This window comes from Bradyrhizobium sp. WU425 (assembly GCF_021052305.1).
GTDB classification, from domain to species: domain Bacteria; phylum Pseudomonadota; class Alphaproteobacteria; order Rhizobiales; family Xanthobacteraceae; genus Bradyrhizobium; species Bradyrhizobium canariense_D.
Genome location: NZ_CP088089.1, coordinates 7,190,377 through 7,210,541 on the forward strand (window position 1 = coordinate 7,190,377; position 20,165 = coordinate 7,210,541).

The following is a 20,165-nucleotide window of genomic DNA, read 5'->3' on the forward strand; positions in this document are numbered from 1 at the left end:
TTATTCGCTCCTTCTTGGCGGGGGCGCAGTGACGTCCCCCGTGAGATCGTAGGTCACCATGGTCTCGCCGGATTGCGGCCGCTCGAGCCAATCCTTGTGGCGCATCGACAGATGCACGTCACGCACGCCGGCTTCCCAATGCTCGACCATGGCGACATGCGAGAAATCGTAATCCTTGGACGAGGATTCGTAGTTCTTGCTGCGGTAGATCAGGTGCACCACAGTCACGGTGCTTTCGCGCGATACCTTGGCAAGGAATTCCACGGAAGGGTCGTTCTTGAGATAATCGGGCAATTTGGAAATCAGGTCGCGCACGGCCCTGCGGGCGTTGTGCACCTGCTTGTTCTTGTCGGTGTTCATCCGCGTGCGGCTCGAGAAGCGGATGTCCTTCTCGCGCTCGGTCGCCTCGAGTAGCGAGGTCGGCAGATCGCCGCGGGCGCTGAACAGGTCGATCTGGAAGATCAGGAGATCGCGGTCGGTCTCGGCGTCCAGCACGTAGTCGAGCGGCGTGTTGGAGGCAATGCCGCCGTCCCAATAATGCTCGCCGTCGATCACGATGGACGGAAAGCCGGGCGGCAGCGCGCCGGAGGCCATGATGTGCTCGGGTCCGATTTTCTTGCCGAGCTTCCTGAACTCGAAATTGTCGAAATATTTGAAGTTGCCGGAGGTAACGCCGACCGCACCGACCGACAGCCGCGTCTTCAGATCGTTGATGCGGTCGAAATCGACCAGACGCTCCAGCGTCTTCTTCAGCGGGGCGGTGTCGTAATAGCTCTCGGCCTGCGGGCTGCCGGGCGGCCAGAGCGGCGCCGGCGGGATGCGCGGCGTGAAGAAGCCGGGCACGCCGAAGGTCGCGATCAATGCGGCGCTGGTCGAGTTGAACAGTTCGCGGCTGTGGTCGCTCTTGCCGATCGGCTTCCACGGCACCGGCGCGGAGACCATCTCCCAGAATTCCTTGAGCCGCTTGACGCGCGTCTGCCCTTCATTGCCGGCGATGATCGCGGCGTTGATCGCGCCGATCGAGATGCCGGCGACCCATTCCGGCTCGAAGCCGGCATGGCAGAGCGATTGATAGGCGCCGGCCTGATAGGAGCCGAGCGCGCCGCCGCCCTGGAGGACCAGGACACGTTGCGCGTTTGCGGGGATTGTTGCGACTTCTGGACTATGATCGGTCATGCGGGAACACTAGCAGATGGCGAGCGACCGTGGCGACAGTCTGCCGCGGCGTCAATGTATCCCGGGATCAAGTCTGGCTTATCGGGCGTCCGTCGAGGCCAGGATCATGGTCCAGAACACCTTGTATTTGGTGCCGGGAGCATAGCCCGCCGCGATGCCTAATTTTGTGACACCGCTCTTGAGCATGTTGGCGCGGTGCGGGGGCGAGTCGCGCCAGCCGGAAAACGCTTCCGCCAGCGTATGATAGCCGGCCGAGACGTTCTCGACCGCAACGGTCGCCGGATAGCCGCCGGCGCTGAGGCGCTTGGCCAGCGGCGCGCGGACGTCATGGTCCATCTTGTTGGCCGCCGCCATCGCCTGCGATTGGGATTCGGCAAGCCGCATCAGTTCGGGGTCGATCACGACGGTGCCGAGCCCGTTGTTCTGGCGGTATTGCGAGATCATGATCGCTGCGGCCTGCGCGTCGAGCTTTGCGCCCGGGACAGCCATATCGGCATACATTGAGGGCTGCTGGACCGGTGCTTCGTTGCCGGCGCAGCCGGCAAGCAGCAAAAGGATTGATATCGCGGCCGCGACGCGCATGAACAGGAGCCCCCAAATCAGGCGCCGTTGTTGCATACCAACCGTGGCTGAAAGGTGAATATTGAGGAAAAATTGACCGGTTGACCCCGCTCAGGCGCCCCCAAATATCCGGTAGCGGCGGGGCTCCAGGCCGATCGTGTCGCCGGCGCGCAGTTCCCTGTCCCGCGGAGCGTCGATCTCGATGGTCTCTCCACCTGATAATGCCACCTCGGCCCGCTGCACGGGACCGAAATTCCGGACGTGCTGCACGGCGCCCTCGAAGGCACCGCTGCCGGGCGGGCCAACGAGCATGTCGTGCCGCCGCACGAACAGTCTTGACGCGCCAGGCGCAAGCCCGTCTGCCGCGAGCTGAAGCGGCCGGTCGCCGAGCCTGATGACGCCGTCGGCGATCAGGACCGGAAGCTCGATGGATTCGCCGATGAAGCTGTGGACGAAGGCGGTCGCCGGGCTCTCATAGACGTCATCGGGCGAGCCGATCTGCTCGATCTTGCCCTTGTCCATCACCACGACGCGGTTGGCGACTTCGAGCGCCTCCTCCTGGTCATGGGTGACGAAGATCGAGGTGACGTTGATCTCGTGGTGCAGCGAGCGCAGCCATTTACGCAGCTCCTTGCGCACCTTGGCATCAAGCGCACCGAAGGGTTCGTCGAGCAGCAGGATACGTGGCTCGATCGCGAGCGCGCGGGCCAGCGCGATGCGCTGGCGCTGGCCGCCGGAGAGCTGGCTCGGGTAGCGGTCGGCGAGCCAATCGAGCTGCACGAGATCGAGTAGCTCCTTGACGCGCGCACGGATGGTCGCTTCGTCCTTGCGGATCGCGCGCGGCTGCACGCGGAGGCCAAAGGCGACGTTCTCGAACACCGTCATGTGGCGGAACAGCGCGTAGTGCTGGAATACGAATCCGACGTGCCGCTCGCGCGCGCCCTGCGCCAGCGCGTCCTCGCCGTTGAAAGATACCTCCCCGGAATCGGGCCAGTCCAGCCCCGCGATGATCCGCAGCAGCGTGGTCTTGCCGGAGCCAGACGGACCGAGCAGCGCGAGCAGCTCGCCGTCATTGACCTTGAGGTCGACGCCGTCGAGAGCTTTGAAGCTGCCGAACTTCTTGACGAGATTCCTGACTTCAATGCTCACTTGCGTCATGTCCTTCGTCGAGATGATTTTCGAGAACGGTTTTCGCGACCAGCGTGATCAGCGCCAGCATCGCGAGCAGCGAGGCGATCGCGAACGCCGCGACGAACTGATATTCATTGTAGAGAATCTCGACCAGGAGCGGCATCGTGTTGGTCTCGCCGCGGATATGGCCGGAAACGACGGAGACCGCGCCAAACTCGCCCATCGCGCGCGCGTTGCAGAGCAGGACGCCGTACAGCACGCCCCATTTGATATTGGGCAGCGTGACGCGGAAGAAGGTCTGCAGGCCCGAGGCGCCGAGCGAGATCGCGGCCTCCTCCTCCTGCGTGCCCTGCTCCTGCATCAGCGGGATCAACGCCCGCGCCACGAAGGGGAAGGTCACGAAGGTGGTCGCAAGCGCGATGCCCGGCACCGCGAACAGGATCTGGATGTCGTGATCGCGCAGCCAGCCGCCGAAATAGCCCTGCGCGCCGAACAGCAGCACGAAGACGAGGCCCGAAATCACCGGGCTGACCGAGAACGGCAAATCGATCAGCGTGATCAGGAAGGTCTTGCCCGAGAATTCGAATTTTGCAATCGCCCAAGCCGCGACCAGGCCGAAGACGAGATTGAGGCCGACGGAAATTGCAGCAACCAACAGCGTCAACTTGATCGCGGACAGCGCCTCCGGGTCGGTCAGCGCGGCGAAATAAGCGCCAATTCCCTTCGAGAAGGCCTGCGCGAACACCACGACCAGCGGCAACACGACGAAGACTGATAGAAAGGTCATCGCCAGCGCGATGATGACGATGCGGACCGCGCGCGGTTCGGTGCGAAGGTTGTTCCGCGCGGCGGCTGCGTACGCGCGTGCCTTGGCGTCGGAGGCCGGGAGTGGGACGGAATCTGCGATCTGCATCGTCATGGCCCCGTCCTCACCGCACCGGAATCCGGCTCTGCGCCCAGCGCTGGAGCCGGTTGACCGCGAAGATAATGACGAAGGACACGACCAGCATGACAACCGCGATGGCGGTCGCATCGGCATAGCGGAATTCGGAGAGCCGGATCACGATCAGCAGCGGCGCGATCTCGGAGACGTTGGGCAGATTGCCGGCGATGAAGATCACCGAGCCGTATTCGCCGACCGCACGCGCGAAGGCGAGCGCGAGTCCGGTGAGCAGCGCCGGACCGAGCGAGGGCAGGATCACGCGAATGATGGTCTGCCAGCGGCTCGCGCCAAGGCTGCCCGCGGCCTCCTCGATCTCTGGGTCGAGATCCTGGAGCACCGGCTGCACCGTGCGCACCACGAACGGGATACCGATGAAGATCATGGCGACGAAGATGCCGACCGGCGTGAACGCCACCTTGATGCCGGCCGCCGCAAGCGGCGCGCCGAGCCAGCCCTTCTCGGCGAACAACGCGGTCAGCGCGACGCCGGCAACCGCCGTAGGTAGCGCGAACGGCACGTCGACGATGGCATCGAACAGCCGCCGACCGGGGAAGCGGTAGCGCACCAGCGCCCAGACGATGATGCTGCCCATCACCAGATTGACGCAGGCGGCTGCGAAGGCGAGTCCGAAGGACACGCGCAACGCATTCAGGGTGCGGCGGCTGGAGAGGATGTTCCAAAACTGCTCGGGACTCAGCTCGAGCGATTTCAGGAACAGGCCAGCGAGCGGAATCAGGATGATGATCGACAGCCAGGATAGCGTCAGCCCCATGGTGAGACCGAAGCCCGGCAATGTCCGGCGTCGTGCTGCGATTGCGCTCACCAGGCCCCCTATTTAAGCCCCGCCGACAGCGCCCGATCAGTTCTTGTAGATCTGATCGAAGACGCCGCCGTCGGCAAAATGTTCCCTCTGCGCCTTGGTCCAGCCGCCGAAAAGTTCGTCGATCGTGAACAGCTCGACCTTCGCGAAGGAGTTTTCATGTTTTTTGGCGATCTCGGGATCGCGCGGACGATAGAAGTTGCGCGCCGCGATTTCCTGACCTTCCTTGGTGTACCAATATTGCAGGTAGGCATCGGCGACACTACGGGTGCCTTTTTTATCGGCAACCTTATCGACGATCGTCACCGGCGGTTCCGCCAAGATCGAGAGCGGCGGCGCCACGATCTCGAATTTCTCCGGACCGAATTCCTTGAGCGCCAGGTACGCCTCGTTTTCCCAGGCGAGCAGCACGTCGCCGACGCCGCGCTCGACGAAGGTCACGGTCGCGCCGCGCGCACCGGTGTCGAGCACCGGCACCTGCTGATAGAGCTTTCCGATGAAATCCTTGGCCTTGTCCGCCGAGCCGTATTTCTTCTGCGCAAAGCCCCAGGCGGCCAGATAATTCCAGCGCGCGCCGCCTGACGTCTTCGGGTTCGGCGTGATCACGGCGACGCCGAGCTTGAGCAGATCGTCCCAGTCCTTAATGGCCTTGGGATTGCCCTTGCGGACCAGGAACACAATGGTCGAGGTATAGGGCGACGAGTTTTGCGGCAACCGTTTCTGCCAGTCGGCCGTCGTGAGGCCTTTGCCCGCGATGGCGTCGATGTCGTAGGCGAGCGCAAGCGTCACCACGTCGGCCTGCAATCCGTCGATCACGGCGCGCGCCTGCGAACCGCTGCCCCCATGCGACTGCTTGATCTCGACGCTCTTGCCGGTTTCCTTCTGATAGGCACTCGCGAAGGCCTTGTTGAACTCGACATAGAGCTCGCGCGTCGGATCGTACGAGACGTTCAGCAGAGTGATGTCAGCGGCAAGAGCCGCGCTTGCCAACAAGCCTGTCACGAGCAGTCCTGCCGCGAGCGGAACGATACGACGCATCATGTCCATCTCCATTCACATCAATGACGTCGGCGTCATCGATGGCAGGCATAACTCGGGGCGAAACGCGCTTAAGTCAACGGAACCGGATTTTCTTGTTCGTAGCCGGGCAGCGTAACTTTGCTATGAAGTCTTCATCGTGTGGATGCCGCATTCCGTCTTGGCCCGGCCACGCCAGCGACCGGCACGCTCATCCTCGCCTTCGGCCGTTCTGCTCGTGCAAGGCATACACCCAACCGATAGAAATCCCGACGCGACCAGGGGATGACGCGGCAATTTGGCGCGGGCGAAAATCGCCTCGAGTTCCTCACGCGAGACATTGGCGAAGGGATTGAACTTCAACCGCGTACCGTCGTCCTCGACCACCGGGATGTCGGCGCGCGAGTTGCCCTGGAAGCGCTTGCGGCCGTTGAGCCATGCATCGAACGGTTTCAGCGCCCGCGCCAGCGGCTCGACCTTGCGGATACGGCAGCAAGCGTCGGGATCGGAAAACCAGAGGTCGCGGTCGGGATCTTCGCGCGACAGCGTCTCCTCGGCAGGCTTGATCGAGCGGACGTCCTTCAGGCCCAGCGTCGCGATCAGCGTATCACGATAGGCCAGCGTCTCCTCGAACAGCCAGCCGGGGTCGAGGAAGATCACCGGGATCGCCGGATCGACATCCGCCATCACCTTGAGCAGCGTCGCCGATTCCGTACCGAAGGACGACACCAGCGCAAGCTTGTCGCGCCCGACCGTCTTCAGCGCAGCGGCGATGATTTCGGCGGGCGAGGCATCGCGCAAGGCGCGATCGAGGTCCTCCGCCGAGGGCAGCGCCGAGGCGGAGATTGCCGAAATTGGAGACGCGATTGCGTTCACGTGCCGACACCCTCGGAATGACGCAGCTGCATGCGCCGGTGCAGCGCCGTGATGCGGCCATCGCCGGTGGGCTGGTAGAAGACCGAATAGCGCTTCGCGGTCTGCATGAACGCTTCCGCGTCGGCCTGCTTCTTGACGTCGAAGGAATCGAAGCCAGCGCGCAGCATGAACACGAACTGGTCCCGCAGGATCTGGCCCGTCGCACGCAACTCGCCGCGGTAATTGTAACGCTCGCGCAGCAGCCGCGCCTGGCTGTAGGCGCGTCCGTCGCGGAAGGTTGGGAACACCAGCGCGACGACGGCAATCTTGCCGAGATAGGGCACCAGCTCGGCGATGTCGCGATTGTTCGGCCAGATCACACCGACCTTGCCGGTCCGCTTGAGCAACGCATCCGCCTCGCCGACGAAACGCTCGGCCGGCACCAGAATGTCGCCGCCCTCGGGCAGCGGCGTGTCGACGGCGAGCTTGACGAAGCTGTCGTCGGCGATCTTTCCGCCGTTAACGAGTGGCATAAACGCGCTCCTTGAAGGGTTCGACGCCGAGGCGTTTTACGGTGTCCATGAACAGCTCTTCGGGCCGCTCGCGCAGCGCCAGATAGGCTTCCACGATGTCCTCGACGACGTCGGCGACCTCGTCGAACTTGACGCCGGGGCCGATCAGATTGCCGAGTGCGGCACTCTCGTCGGCGCGCCCGCCGATGGTGATCTGGTAGACCTCCTCGCCGTTCTTCTCGACGCCGAGAATGCCGATATGACCGACATGGTGATGGCCGCAGGCGTTGATGCAGCCGGAGATGTTGATGTGCAACCGGCCGATCAGATTGGCCAGCTCATGATTGGCGAAGCGCCGCGTCAGTTCCTGCGCGATCGGGATCGAGCGCGCATTGGCCAGCGAGCAATAGTCGAGACCCGGGCAGGCGATGATGTCAGTGATCAGATTGACGTTCGGCGTCGCCAGCCCGAGCTTGTCGAGCGCCTTCCACAGCGCCGGCAAGTCACGCTTGGCGACATGCGGCAAAGCGAGGTTCTGCTCGTGGCCGACGCGGATCTCACCGAAGGAGTATTCGTCGGCGAGATCGGCGAGCGCATCCATCTGCTCGGCGGTGGCATCGCCCGGAGGCGCGCCGATCGGCTTCAGCGAGATCGTGACGATGGAATAGCCCTGGGCCTTGTGCGGGGCCACCGAGTTCTTGCGCCATGCCTCGAAATCGGGATCGGCCGCGGCCTGGCGCAGCTCGTCCGGCATGTGCGGCAGCTTCTCGTAGGCAGGATAGGTGAAGCGCGAGCGGATGTCCTCGACCACCTCGTCGTCGATCTGGAGCGAGGAGTTGCGGATGTGCTGCCACTCCTCCTCGACCTCGCGCGAGAACTTCTCGATGCCGAGCTCGTGCACCAGGATCTTGATGCGCGCCTTGTAGATGTTGTCGCGGCGGCCGTACTGGTTGTAGACGCGCAGAATCGCCTCGATGTAGCTGAGAATGTCGCGGCCGTGGACGAAATGCTTGATGGTCTTGCCGATGAACGGCGTGCGTCCGAGCCCGCCACCGACCAGCACCTCAAAGCCGGTCTCGCCCTTCTCGTTCTTGATCAGCTTCAGCCCGATGTCGTGGATCTTGATCGCGGCCCGGTCGTGGTCCGACGCGGTGATCGCGATCTTGAACTTGCGCGGCAGGAACGAGAATTCCGGATGCAACGTGGTGTGCTGGCGGATCAGCTCCGACCAGATGCGGGGATCCTCGATCTCTCCGGGCGCGACGCCGGCCCACTGATCCGAGGTGACGTTGCGCATGTTGTTGCCGGAGGTCTGCATCGCATGGATGCCGACCTCGGCGAGATCGGCCAGCGCATCCGGCAATTCGGCGAGCTTGATCCAGTTGAACTGGATGTTCTGCCGCGTCGTGAAATGGCCGTAGCCACGGTCGTATTTGCGCGCGACGTGGGCGAGCGCCCGCAGCTGGTTCGACGCCAGCGTCCCGTAGGGGATAGCGACGCGGAACATGTAGGCGTGCAGTTGCAGATAGACGCCGTTCTGCAGCCGCAGGATCTTGAACTCGTCCTCGGTGAGCTCGCCAGAGAGGCGGCGCTTCACCTGGTCGCGGAATTCCGAGACGCGCTCGTTCACGAGCGTGCGGTCGATTTCATCGTAAGCATACATAAGAAAGCGCCTTAAACCTGAACCGGCTGTCCGATGGTCACGCCGGTGCGGCGGATCTGTTCGCGCAGATTGCCGGGTTCGACCTTGCCGTCCGCACCGACCTGTACCGGCGCGATATAGGGGCCGATCGCGCCGACGTCATCGGCAACGGATTCCGCAAGCAACGCCTTCGCCTCGTCGGAGTTGCGCACGATCGCGGCTTCCGACAGGTCCGCGGACCAGCTCTTGGCGGCGGTGCGGTAAACCACGATGCCGTCCCAAGTGCGGTTGGCGGTCACGACGGAGGGGCCGGCGATCTTGATCTTCTTCTGTTCAAGCGGGGAGGTCATTCGGCTGCATCCAATAGGTCAGAGGTGATTTGTTTTGGGGTTTGGCGGCGAAGCGAGCCGGCATGCCGGACCACATCGCCGATGATGAGAATGGCAGGGCCGCCATTTGTCCGTCGCACCAGTTCAGGCAGATCGCGCAGCGTACCAATCGCGCCTTGCGCATCGGGACGCGTGACGCGGGCGAACACGCCGACCGGCGTCTCCGGCGAACGGCCGGCGGCCAAGAGGCCGGCGCGTATGGCTGGCGCAGCCGTCATGCCCATGTAGACCACGACGGTCATCCTGGCGTCGGTCAGCGTCGACCAGTCCACGACTTCCGCGTCGCGCGCCTTGTGCGCGGTGAGGAAGGTGATGCGCGTTGCTTCGTGACGATAGGTGAGCGGCACCTCGAAATCGGCGGCGCCGCCGAGACCTGCGGTGATGCCGGGAATGATCGAATAGGCAATGCCGGCGGCACGCAACGCTTCGACTTCTTCGCCGCCGCGGCCGAACACGAAGGGATCGCCGCCCTTCAGCCGCACCACACGTTGGCCGGATTGCGCGGCCTCGATCATGCGCTTGTTGATGGCGTCCTGCCCGATGCCGGGCTTGCCGACGCGGCGGCCGACCGGCACGCGCGTGGTGTCACGGCGGATGCGGTCGAGAATTTCAGGCGAGACCAGCTCGTCATGGAAGACGATGTCGGCATCCTGGAGCGCGCGCAACGCCTTGATGGTGAGCAAATCCGGATCGCCAGGCCCGGCGCCGACCAGCGCGACGGATCCTTCCGGCTTGTCGGCCCGCGCGAACGCGGATGGATCTGAAATCGCCTTGAGCGCTGCGTCCGCCTCGCCTTTGCGGCCGGCCAATACGGCGGCACCGATCGGGCCGTCGATGACGCGCTCCCAGAAGCGGCGGCGCAGCGGAAACTCGGCAATACGTTCGTTGATGGATTTGCGGAAGCCGCCGATGAACTCGGCGAGCTCGCCGATGCGCGCCGGCAGCAGCGCCTCGATCTTCTCGCGCACGCGCCGCGCCACCACCGGCGACGTGCCGCCAGTGCCGACGGCGACCACGACATCGCCGCGATCGACGATCGCCGGAAAGATGAAGCTCGAATGCTCAAGATCGTCCATGACATTGACCGGCAGGCCGAGCGCCTTGGCGCGGACCGACATCGCCACGCCGACATCGCCGGCGCCGGCGCAAACCACTGCGATGATTCCCGAGAGATCGGCGGTCAGCGGATCGGTGGCCGAGATGTCGATACGCGCCGCGTCCTCGGAGCTCAGACCCAGGTCGTGATTGCCATCGATCGCATGCACGCGAATGCGCGCACCGGCAGCGGCCAGCACGCGCAGCTTGGCGCGCAAAAGCTCACCCGCACCGATGAGGACCACCGGACCGGCCTTGAGATCGAGGAACACGGGCAAGAACCGCATACGATACTCGCTTACCCCACATGCGGGGTTGACTGGAATTATTTTCTATATATGTGTCGTTTCAAGCGCGCAAAGAGAAAATTTTTTCTTCTCTCTTGCACCGCAACTATAGAATTTTCGCCTCCAAACGCAAAGTGGCAGAGATGCATCTTCTCAAGGACAATTCCACTGCTGGCGGGCTGAGCAGCCCCGCTCTCGCCGAGCGCGTGCCCGCGCAAGATTTTTCTTCTGACCTTGCCCCGAGCATGGACCATCTCGACCAGCTCGAGGCCCAGAGCATCTACATCTTCCGCGAAGCCTTCGGCCGCCTCAAGAAGATCGCCCTGCTGTGGTCGCTCGGCAAGGACTCCAATGTCATGATCTGGCTGGCGCGCAAGGCGTTCTTCGGCCGTCTGCCGTTCCCGGCCCTCCATGTCGACACCGGCAAGAAGTTTCCGGAGATGTATCGCTTCCGCGATCACTACGGCAAGGAATGGGATCTCGATCTGCGCGTCGAGCCCTGCCCGCCGATTGATGCCGTCGACCCAACGCTGCCGCCCGCCGCCCGTTCCGCCGCGCGCAAGACCGAGGGCCTCAAGATGGCGCTCGCCAAATACGGTTTCGACGGTCTGATCGCCGGCATTCGCCGCGATGAGGAGGCGACGCGCGCCAAGGAGCGCGTGTTCTCGCCGCGCGGCTTGGAGGGTAATTGGGACGTGCGCGACCAGCCGCCGGAGTTCTGGGATCATTTCAATGCGTCGCCGCCGCAGGGCGCGCATTTGCGCATCCATCCGATCCTGCATTGGACCGAGTCCGACATCTGGGCCTACACCAAGCGCGAGAACATCCCGATCATCCCGCTGTATCTGTCGCAAAACGGCAAACGCTATCGCTCGCTGGGCGATCAGGACATCACCAATCCGGTCGCCTCAAACGCGTCGACTATCGACGAGATCCTGATCGAACTCGAGCAGACCAAGGTGCCGGAACGTTCCGGCCGCGCGCTCGACCACGAGACCGAGGACGCTTTCGAGCGCCTGCGCGTCGCCGGCTATCTCTGATCAAGGACGCGAGCGTCGTATGAACATGATCGTCACCCCGAACGGCACCACGCGTCCGCAGGTCCGCATCGTCATCGTCGGCCATGTCGACCACGGCAAGTCGACGCTGGTCGGCCGCCTGCTGCACGAGACCGGCAGCCTGCCCGACGGCAAGCTCGACATGCTCAAGGCCGTCAGCGCGCGGCGCGGCATGCCGTTCGAATGGTCGTTTCTGCTCGACGCGCTCCAGACCGAGCGCGACCAGGGCATCACCATCGACACCACGCAGATCCGCTTCCGCACCAATTCGCGCGACATCGTACTGATCGACGCGCCCGGCCACGCCGAATTCCTGCGCAACATGATCACCGGCGCCTCGCAGGCGGACGGCGCGGTGCTGATCATCGACGCGCTCGAAGGCGTGCGCGACCAGACGAGGCGGCACGGCTATCTCCTGCATCTGCTCGGCGTGAAGCAGGTCGCGGTCGTCGTCAACAAGATGGACCGCGTCGACTTCTCCGCAGCGCGCTTCAAGGAGATCAGCGACGAGATCTCGGCGCATCTGCAAGGCCTCGGTGTGAAGCCCACGGCCGTGATCCCGATTTCCGCCCGCGAGGGCGACGGCGTCGCTGAGCGCACCGACCGCATCGGCTGGTACAAGGGTCCGACCGTGGTCGAAGCGCTTGACCGGCTCGAGCCGGCCCGGCCGCTGGAAGCGCTGGCGCTGCGGCTGCCGGTGCAGGCGATCTACAAATTCGACGATCGCCGCATCGTGGCGGGCCGGATCGAATCCGGCAGCCTGGTTGCCGGCGACGAAATCGTGATCATGCCCGCCGGCAAGATCGCCAGAATCAAGACGGTCGAGAGCTGGCCGGTGACGCCGGTCGCAGGCCGCCAGGGTGCGGGCCGCTCGGTCGGCATCACGCTCGACCGCGAGCTGTTCCTCGAGCGCGGCGACATCATCGCGCATGCCAACAGCGCGCCGCGCGAGACACGACGGCTGCGCGCGCGGATCTTCTGGCTGCACGACAAGCCGCTGGCCAAGGGCGACCAGCTCCTGGTTCGCTGCGGACCGAAGGAAAGCCGTGCCACCGTCGTCGCCATCGAGAAGGCGGTCGATCCCGGTGAGCTGTCGAGCGTCGAGAACAAGGCAATCGGCCGCAACCATGTCGGCGAGATCGACATATCCCTTTCGAATCCGATTGCCACCGATCCCTACACGGAAAATCCGCGCACCGGCCGTCTCGTGATCGAGGTGTCCGGGCGCATCGCCGGCGGCGGTCTCGTGCTGTCGGTCGATGCCGGCCAGCGCGCCTTGCCCGTCGACATCGTGCCGGTGGAATCCGCGCTGCGGCCCGACGAACGCTCCGCGCGCTATCGTCACAACGGCGCCGTGGTCTGGCTCACCGGCCTCCCCGCCTCCGGCAAGTCGACTCTAGCCAAGGCGCTGGAGCGGCGGTTGTTCAGCAATGGCGGCTCACCGATCCTGCTCGACGGCGACACGCTGCGTGCCGGGCTCAACAGCGATCTCGGCTTCTCGGCCGCCGATCGCAGCGAGAACATCCGCCGCCTCGCCGAAGTCGCGACGCATCTCGCCCGTAACGGCCACATCGCCATTGTCGCCGCCGTCTCGCCCGCCCGCGAGGACCGCGCCACCGCGCGCCGCATCGCCGACACGTCGTTCCGCGAGATCTACGTCGCGACGCCGGCGGAAATTTGCGAGGAGCGCGACCCCAAGGGCCACTACAAGAAGGCCCGCGCCGGCACGCTCGCGTCGTTCACCGGTATCGGCACCGACTACGAGCGGCCCGAGGCCGCCGAGCTCGTGATCGACACCTCGACGCGGACGGTCGCCGAGGCGGCGGACGAGATCGAACAGATGCTCAAGACGACCGGCGTGCTGTTCGACGAACTCGTGGACCTCGCCGCGAATATTTGAAGCCGGGCTGCTGCTCCGCTGTCGTCGCCCGGCTTGACCGGGCGACCCAGCATTCCACCGACAGCAGTGATTCAGGCGAGAGGCCGCGGCGTACTGGATTTCCCCGCCTTCGCGGGGAATGACACCGTGCGTGGGCCGCCCACCTCGCCTTGACATTTTGACAACTTTTGGGGGCCTTCTCACGGCCCCGATTTTGGGGCTAATAAGACCCCGAAAGCCGCTCCTTGGAGCGCATTTTGCTGCTGTCGGGTCAAAAGCAGCCAAAAACAGCCATTTCCAACAAGAAAGCCCATCATGAAACGCGTCGACGCCCACGGACTGAAGATCGCTCCCGTCCTGTTCGATTTCATCGCCAAGGAAGCGGCCCCGAAGACGGGGATCGCGCCGGATGCGTTCTGGGCCGGGCTCGCCGCCATCATCAAGGAGCTGGGGCCGAAGAACCGCGCGCTGCTGGCGGTGCGCGACACGTTGCAGGCCAAGATCGACGACTGGCACCGGGCCAACAAGGGCAAGGCGTTCGACCTCAACGCCTATACCGCCTTCCTGAAGGAGATCGGCTATCTCCTCCCGGAGCCGGCGACGCAGAAGGTCGAGACCGCCAATGTGGACGAGGAGATCGGCAAGATCTGCGGCCCGCAGCTCGTCGTGCCGCTGACCAACGCACGCTATGCGCTGAACGCGGCGAATGCGCGCTGGGGCTCGCTCTATGACGCTTTCTACGGCACCGACGCGATCCCGCACGATCCATCCGAGAGCGGCAAGGGCTACAACAAGGCGCGCGGCGACAAGGTGATCGCCAAGGCAAAAGCGTTCCTCGATGCCGCCGTGCCGCTGGCGACCGGCAGTCACACCGACGTCACCGCCTATAGCGTGGTCGCGGGCCAGCTCGCGGTGAAGCTGAAGAGCGGCAACGCCACCGCCCTGAAGAACGCCGCGCAATTCGCAGGCTTCCAGGGCGACGCAGCCGCACCGAGCGCGGTACTGCTCGTCAACAACGGCCTGCACGTCGAGGTAAAAATCGACCGCACCAGCGCGATCGGCAAGGACGATCCGGGCGGCGTCGCGGACATGGTCATGGAGTCCGCCGTCTCCACGATTCTCGACATGGAAGACTCGGTCGCTGCCGTCGATGCCGAGGACAAGGTGCTGGTCTATCGCAACACGCTCGGCCTGATGAACGGCACGCTGTCGGCCGATTTCGAGAAGGGCGGCAAGACGCTGACGCGCTCGCTCAATGCCGACCGCAGCTACAAGACGCCTGACGGCAAAGGCGAAGTGAAATTGCATGGCCGCAGCCTGCTGCTGATGCGCAATTGCGGTCACCACATGTTCACCGACGCGGTGCTGGACGACAAGGGCGAGGAGATTCCGGAAGGCTTGCTCGACGCCGCCGTCTCCGGGCTTCTTGCTGTCCATGATCTGAAAGGCAACTCCAAGGTCAAGAACAGCCGCACCGGCTCGGCCTATATCGTCAAGCCGAAGATGCACGGCCCCGACGAGGTGTCGCTGACCTGCGAGATCTTCGACCGCGTCGAGAAGATGCTGTCGCTGCCCGAGAACACGCTCAAGGTCGGCATCATGGACGAGGAGCGGCGCACCACCGTCAACCTCAAGGCCTGCATTCAGCGCGCCTCCAAGCGCATCATGTTCATCAACACCGGCTTCCTCGACCGCACCGGCGACGAGATCCACACCTCGATGGAGGCGGGTCCGATGATCCGCAAGAACGAGATGAAGGCGCAGCCCTGGATCAAGTCCTATGAGGACTGGAACGTCGATATGGGCCTGACCTGTGGCCTGCCCGGCCATGCCCAGATCGGCAAGGGCATGTGGGCCGCGCCGGACAAGATGGCGGACATGCTGGCGCAGAAGCTCGCCCATCCGCAGGCCGGTGCTACCACCGCCTGGGTGCCCTCGCCGACCGCCGCGACGCTGCACGCGCTGCACTACCACCAGGTCAACGTCACCGCGCGCCAGCAGGAGCTCGCCAAGGGCGGCCCACGGGCAAAGCTCGAAGACATCCTCACCATCCCCGTGTCGAAGTCGAACTGGGCGCCCGACGACGTCAAGCAGGAGATCGACAACAACTGCCAGGGCATTCTGGGCTATGTCGTGCGCTGGATCGACCAGGGCGTCGGCTGCTCGAAGGTGCCTGACATCCACGACGTCGGCCTGATGGAAGACCGTGCCACCTTGCGCATCTCCAGCCAGCACCTCGCCAACTGGCTGCATCAGGGCGTGATCACCGAGGCGCAGGTGATGGAATCGCTCAAGCGCATGGCGGTGGTCGTCGACAAGCAGAATGCGGGCGATCCCATCTACAAGCCGATGGCGCCCGCCTTCGACGGCACAGCCTTCAAGGCGGCCAGCGACCTCATCTTCAAGGGACGCGAGCAGCCGAACGGCTACACCGAATACATCCTCACCGCCCGCCGCCGCGAGGCCAAAGTACTTGGCTGACAACGCCTGGCTGACAAGGCGGCCTGCCGACCCGACTAGAACACCAAAAGCCCCGGCTCGCGCCGGGGCTTTTTCGTTGCGCTAGCTAAGCGCCCGGCTAAAACACTGCCAGATATTTCAGCAGCGAGACGATGCCGATGATGATGACGACGACGCGCGCGATCTGCTTGGCGCGGCCGTCCATCGGCAGCATGTTGATGAGGTAAAGTACGAGAATGACGACGAGAAAGGTGACGAGTACGCCGACCAGCATCGCTAGGACCCCCCTTTAGGCAAAATTGCTGACAGTCTCCTAACGCGCAGCTCGTGGCTTGGTTCCATCGACGCAACCCTTTGCAACTTCTAGTAAATACGTACTTCTACGATCAGCCGGCCTGCTGAAAACTTTACCCTTTTCCTTTCAGATGCGGAAACCGTTTGGGCCCTGAGCCGCAAACGGCATGCGATTGCCTTGTCTGACGGGCCCCTTTTTCTGCTGTTGCCGGGGCGCCTTTACGAACTTTGTATTGGGAATTGGGGGACTTCGATGCTGAATCGTCTGACCGTATCCGCGCTGCTGAAGGCGGTGATCGCGATCACGTCGATCTGCGTGGTGATCGCGCTCTCGCTCACCGCCTACGAGTCCTGGGATCGCCTGAAGACCGCCAACCGCATCTCGCAGATCGCCGACACGTCCGCCGATCTGTTCAAGGCGATGCACAATCTGCGCACCGACCGCTCGACCACGGTCCGCCTCCTGAATGCGACCGAGCCGATGGACGGCGAGATCGAGAAATATCTGCGCGCGCTGCGCGATGCCCAAATGCCCGCCATGGCGCGCGCGATCGAGCTGCTGCCGGCCATGGACTTTCCGCAATCAGGCACGCTGGTACCGGAGCTTGCGCGCCTCTACAAGCTGCTGATCGAGGAGCAGAAGCAGTTCTGGGAGGATGTAGCCAAGCCGAAGGACCAACGCCGCGCCGGTCTGCCCAAGGAATATATGGAGACAACGCAGGGCCTGCTCGACACGCTCGACAAGCTCTCGAACACGTTGGCCGCTACGGTCAATCACCTGGACGCCGCGATCGACCAGCTGCTGTCGATCAAGCAGAACGCCTGGCTGCTCCGCAACACCGCAGGCGAAGCATCGCTGATCGTCTCGACCGGGCTGGCCGCCGGCAAGATCACGACGGAGGGCCGCTACGCCTATACCCAACATGTCGGCGGCACGAGCGCGATGTGGAAGGCGCTGGAGCTGTCGACGTCCGGCATGCAGTTGCCGTCGGGGCTCGCCTCCGCGATGGCCTCCGCCAAGACCTCGTATTTCGAGCCGCAATATCTGGCCTTGCGCGACCGTCTCACGGACGCGCTGGTCAAGGGTGAGAAGCCCGAGATGACGGCGAACCAATGGAGCCCGCTCACGGTCGCCCGTATGGCGAGCGCCGTCACAGTGGCAGAAGGTGCGCTCGATGCTGCCAAGATCCACACGCAGGAGCAGCGCGGCGCCGCACAGCGCGCACTGATCGTGCAGCTTACGCTGCTGGCGCTCGCCGTGGGGCTTGCCGTCGGCGCGATCATGCTGGTCAGCCGCCGCGTCATCACTCCGCTCAACACCATCCGGGACGCCATGCTGAAGGTCGCCGGCGGCGACCTTGCCGTCGATAGCGGCTATCTCGACCGCAACGACGAGATCGGCGCGCTTGCCGGCGCGCTGGAGACCTTCAAGCAGCAGGCCAACGACAAGCTCACGATCGAGGCGCAGGAGCGCGAACGCAATGCGGGCGCCTCCGCGCGCCAGCGCGCGGTCGAGACCTATGTCGGCGAGTTCGAGGGCGCGGTGCGCAAAACGCTCGGCGAATTGAGCGAAGCCTCTGGCGAGATGCGCAAGACCTCGGGCGATCTCTCCGCGGTGTCGCGGCAGACCAACGACCGCGTGCAGATCGCCGGCAAGGCCTCCAATGACGCCTCCATGAGCGTCGACAGCGTCGCCGCCGCCGCCGAAGAGCTGAGCGCCTCGATCAACGACATCAGTCAGCAGGCCGCGCATGCCGCGGGCATCGCCAGCCGCGCCGTGACCCAGGCGCGCGAGACCGACGGCACGGTGCAGGGACTTCAAAAGTCGGCCGGCCGCATCGGCGAGGTCGTCGGCCTGATCAACACCATTGCGCAGCAGACCAATTTGCTCGCGCTTAACGCCACGATCGAGGCGGCCCGCGCCGGCGAGGCCGGTCGCGGCTTTGCCGTGGTCGCCTCCGAGGTGAAGTCGCTGGCGAGCCAGACGGCGAAGGCGACCGAGGAGATCTCCGAGCAGATCGCCGACATCCAGAAGGTCGCGGCCGACGCCATCAGCGCCATCCAGACCATCGGCGGCATCATCGGCGAAGTGAACGAGGTCGCGACCGCAATCGCCGCCGCCGTGCAGGAGCAGGGAGCGGCCACCCAAGAGATCACCCGCAGCACCCAGTTTGCGGCGCAGGGCACCAAGAACGTCTCGGACAACATCACCGGCGTCAAATCCGATGCAGACGCTGCTGCCGCTGCCGCCGACAACGTGAAACACGCCTCCGAGATGCTGGAGAGCCAGAGCCGCCAGCTCGGCCATGACGTCAGCGACTTCCTCGGCAAGATCCGGGCGGCATAGCCCACACTCTTGGTGTCGTCCTGGCGAATGCCAGGACGACGTTGAGGCCTATTCCTTCGCCACCACCGGCACCTGGCGGAATCTTGCGCGAACCGACTCGGGCAGCGGCGAGAAATTCATCGCGACGCCGCGGCGGTCGTTGGCATTGCGGCTGGCGACCACCAGGCCGTCCGCGCCCGCGACGATGTCGCCCTTGCGCAAGGTGGGATCGTCGTCGACCTTGACCTGAGCGAGCCCGACCGGATCCTTGCCGTTGCAGGTACAGCCTGCGACAATCTCATTGCGATAGCGGAACGCGTTAGGCAGGTCGGAATAGGATTTCCCCTTATCCGTCGTCGCGTCGTCGATGTTGCCGCCATAGACCAGCGAGGTCTCCGAGGCCGGGCAGAAGCTCTTGCAGGATTGCGCCTTGCTCTCGGAATCGTTTCCCTGCGCCGGGAAATAACGTCCGTCGCAGCCGCGCACGCAATAGGCCGTGCCGCCACCGTAGGAGGCCCGCTGGCGCGGCGGGTCGTAGCGCGGCGTGTCATCGGTCTGGAAAGGCATGCGAATCTCGGGCGCCGGCCGTCCGCGGAAGCCGCCGAACAGCGCCGAGAAAAAGTCCTCCGCATGGGCGGATGGCGTCAGCGCGAGGCCGAAGGAGGCAATGGCGACGAACGCCGCCGCGCCCCCGGCGAGTTTGCCGATCGAACGTCTCTTCATGTGACCTCACTCGACCCTTAGTTCACGGCCGAATTCGAAATGTTCAGCGCCTGCCGGCCTGAGGGCAGCGCGGTCACGGCTGGGCGCTTGCGCACGGAATCACTGCCTTTCGCCATCAGCGGCGCGTTCTTCGGTAGCACGACCACCTTGGCGCCGACATTGACACGGCCGAACAGGTCGGTGACATCCTCATTGGTCATGCGGATGCAACCGGACGAAACGAACTTCCCGATCGTGGTGGGATCGTTGGTGCCATGGATGCGGTATTCGCTCGACCCGAGATACATCGCACGCGCGCCGAGCGGATTGCCGGGGCCACCAGCGACGAAGCGGGGCAGATAGGGTTGGCGCGCGATCATCTCAGCCGGCGGATGCCAGTCCGGCCACTCCGCCTTGCGGCTGACGCTCTGCACGCCCGACCAGGTGAAGCCCTCGCGGCCGACGCCGACGCCATAACGGATCGCGCGGCCCTGGCCGAGCACATAGTAAAGGTAAGTATTGTTGGTATCGATGACGATGGTGCCGGCCGGCTCGCTGCGGTCGAAGCTGACAATCTGCCTGCGCAGGCGATCTGGCAGCGCGGCATCCTCGTCGGGCGCTTGCGCGTTCTGACTTGCATAGCCTTGGTTCGCATAGCCCTGGTTCGCATAGCTTGGGCTCGCATAACCCTGCGAATAGCCCTGGTCCTGCGGGTAAGCCTGATCTTGCGGATAGGTGTAGCCCAGCGTCTGTGCGCTTGCGGCGCCGAACGGCACTGCCAGCAAAGCGGTTGCAAAGGCAAAAGCGGTGATGCGGCGCTGCGATAAGCGGCGTCGGACTGCAGAGAACTTCGTCATGTGCTGCCCCGTGTGGATGCCTGCATCAGGGTGATGCGCTGGTTTGTTCAACGCGGTCCAACCGCTACAAGTTCCGCGGCGGGATGCAGCAGCGACGTCACAGTCAAGCGAGCGCTTCTTCGCGAAGCCGCGATGGAACCCGCAGGGCGCGAGGACGTTCT

Annotated in this window: 18 protein-coding genes; 4 read left to right on the top strand and 14 right to left on the bottom strand. The window is 64.3% G+C overall.

The features are described 5' to 3' along the window. The 11 genes from BcanWU425_RS34325 to cysG form a co-directional block, all read right to left on the bottom strand. Nucleotides 1–1,176: a DUF3734 domain-containing protein gene (locus tag BcanWU425_RS34325; protein WP_204513296.1), complete on the bottom strand. Its 1,176-nt coding sequence runs from the start codon at nucleotides 1,174–1,176 to the stop codon at nucleotides 1–3. Between the two features lie 78 nt (nucleotides 1,177–1,254). Then, complete coding sequence (locus BcanWU425_RS34330; protein WP_085351841.1) at nucleotides 1,255–1,758, bottom strand: CAP domain-containing protein; 504 nt, start codon at nucleotides 1,756–1,758, stop codon at nucleotides 1,255–1,257. A gap of 90 nt (nucleotides 1,759–1,848) precedes the next feature. Continuing rightward, the gene (locus BcanWU425_RS34335; RefSeq protein WP_026232778.1) at nucleotides 1,849–2,886 is read right to left on the bottom strand and encodes a sulfate/molybdate ABC transporter ATP-binding protein; all 1,038 of its coding nucleotides are present in this window, start codon (nucleotides 2,884–2,886) and stop codon (nucleotides 1,849–1,851) included. Further along, nucleotides 2,876–3,787 (bottom strand): sulfate ABC transporter permease subunit CysW, encoded by a 912-nt coding sequence (cysW, locus tag BcanWU425_RS34340; protein ID WP_085361616.1) that lies wholly within the window; start codon nucleotides 3,785–3,787, stop codon nucleotides 2,876–2,878. The genes BcanWU425_RS34335 and cysW overlap by 11 nt, the downstream gene beginning before the upstream one ends. 10 nt (nucleotides 3,788–3,797) lie before the next feature. Continuing rightward, nucleotides 3,798–4,583 carry a sulfate ABC transporter permease subunit CysT gene (gene cysT / locus BcanWU425_RS34345; protein WP_231190982.1) on the bottom strand — a complete coding sequence of 262 codons (786 nt, stop codon included), beginning with the start codon at nucleotides 4,581–4,583 and terminating at the stop codon, nucleotides 3,798–3,800. A gap of 87 nt (nucleotides 4,584–4,670) precedes the next feature. Beyond that, the gene (locus BcanWU425_RS34350) at nucleotides 4,671–5,684 is read right to left on the bottom strand and encodes a sulfate ABC transporter substrate-binding protein (RefSeq protein ID WP_018454646.1); all 1,014 of its coding nucleotides are present in this window, start codon (nucleotides 5,682–5,684) and stop codon (nucleotides 4,671–4,673) included. A 108-nt stretch (nucleotides 5,685–5,792) separates the two neighbouring features. Further along, entirely contained in the window at nucleotides 5,793–6,524 is a 732-nt protein-coding gene (locus tag BcanWU425_RS34355; RefSeq protein WP_204513295.1) for a phosphoadenylyl-sulfate reductase, read from the bottom strand. Further along, on the bottom strand, nucleotides 6,521–7,036 hold the full coding sequence (locus BcanWU425_RS34360) for a DUF934 domain-containing protein (protein WP_018454648.1): 516 nt from the start codon (nucleotides 7,034–7,036) through the stop codon (nucleotides 6,521–6,523). The genes BcanWU425_RS34355 and BcanWU425_RS34360 overlap by 4 nt, the downstream gene beginning before the upstream one ends. Further along, a complete protein-coding gene (locus BcanWU425_RS34365; protein ID WP_018454649.1) occupies nucleotides 7,023–8,678 on the bottom strand; it encodes a nitrite/sulfite reductase in 1,656 nt (551 codons plus the stop codon). Before BcanWU425_RS34365 ends, BcanWU425_RS34360 begins: the two co-directional genes overlap by 14 nt. A gap of 11 nt (nucleotides 8,679–8,689) precedes the next feature. Beyond that, nucleotides 8,690–9,007: a DUF2849 domain-containing protein gene (locus BcanWU425_RS34370; RefSeq protein WP_007599842.1), complete on the bottom strand. Its 318-nt coding sequence runs from the start codon at nucleotides 9,005–9,007 to the stop codon at nucleotides 8,690–8,692. Further along, the gene (gene cysG / locus BcanWU425_RS34375) at nucleotides 9,004–10,428 is read right to left on the bottom strand and encodes a siroheme synthase CysG (protein WP_204513294.1); all 1,425 of its coding nucleotides are present in this window, start codon (nucleotides 10,426–10,428) and stop codon (nucleotides 9,004–9,006) included. The genes BcanWU425_RS34370 and cysG overlap by 4 nt, the downstream gene beginning before the upstream one ends. A 245-nt stretch (nucleotides 10,429–10,673) precedes the next feature. Here cysG and cysD point away from each other — a divergent pair, with 245 nt between their 5' ends. The 3 genes from cysD to BcanWU425_RS34390 all read left to right on the top strand — a co-directional run bounded on the left by cysD (nucleotide 10,674) and on the right by BcanWU425_RS34390 (nucleotide 15,846). Next, nucleotides 10,674–11,468, top strand: a complete 795-nt coding sequence (gene cysD / locus BcanWU425_RS34380; protein ID WP_026232781.1) for a sulfate adenylyltransferase subunit CysD — start codon at nucleotides 10,674–10,676, stop codon at nucleotides 11,466–11,468. Nucleotides 11,469–11,487: 19 nt separating this feature from the next. After that, nucleotides 11,488–13,386 (top strand): adenylyl-sulfate kinase, encoded by a 1,899-nt coding sequence (cysC, locus tag BcanWU425_RS34385; RefSeq protein WP_204513293.1) that lies wholly within the window; start codon nucleotides 11,488–11,490, stop codon nucleotides 13,384–13,386. Nucleotides 13,387–13,680: 294 nt separating this feature from the next. Beyond that, nucleotides 13,681–15,846 (top strand): malate synthase G, encoded by a 2,166-nt coding sequence (locus BcanWU425_RS34390; protein ID WP_204513292.1) that lies wholly within the window; start codon nucleotides 13,681–13,683, stop codon nucleotides 15,844–15,846. A 97-nt stretch (nucleotides 15,847–15,943) separates the two neighbouring features. Here the strand turns inward: BcanWU425_RS34390 and BcanWU425_RS34395 are convergent, their stop codons facing one another. Beyond that, the gene (locus BcanWU425_RS34395) at nucleotides 15,944–16,099 is read right to left on the bottom strand and encodes a Thivi_2564 family membrane protein (protein WP_007599832.1); all 156 of its coding nucleotides are present in this window, start codon (nucleotides 16,097–16,099) and stop codon (nucleotides 15,944–15,946) included. Nucleotides 16,100–16,372: 273 nt separating this feature from the next. Between BcanWU425_RS34395 and BcanWU425_RS34400 the strand changes: the two genes are divergently transcribed. Further along, the gene (locus tag BcanWU425_RS34400; RefSeq protein ID WP_204513291.1) at nucleotides 16,373–18,466 is read left to right on the top strand and encodes a methyl-accepting chemotaxis protein; all 2,094 of its coding nucleotides are present in this window, start codon (nucleotides 16,373–16,375) and stop codon (nucleotides 18,464–18,466) included. A gap of 48 nt (nucleotides 18,467–18,514) precedes the next feature. Here BcanWU425_RS34400 and BcanWU425_RS34405 read toward each other — a convergent pair whose 3' ends face one another. Then, on the bottom strand, nucleotides 18,515–19,168 hold the full coding sequence (locus BcanWU425_RS34405) for a DUF2865 domain-containing protein (RefSeq protein WP_204513290.1): 654 nt from the start codon (nucleotides 19,166–19,168) through the stop codon (nucleotides 18,515–18,517). Nucleotides 19,169–19,185: 17 nt separating this feature from the next. Next, on the bottom strand, nucleotides 19,186–20,004 hold the full coding sequence (locus BcanWU425_RS34410) for a L,D-transpeptidase (RefSeq protein WP_204513289.1): 819 nt from the start codon (nucleotides 20,002–20,004) through the stop codon (nucleotides 19,186–19,188). Nucleotides 20,005–20,165: the final 161 nt, after the last annotated feature.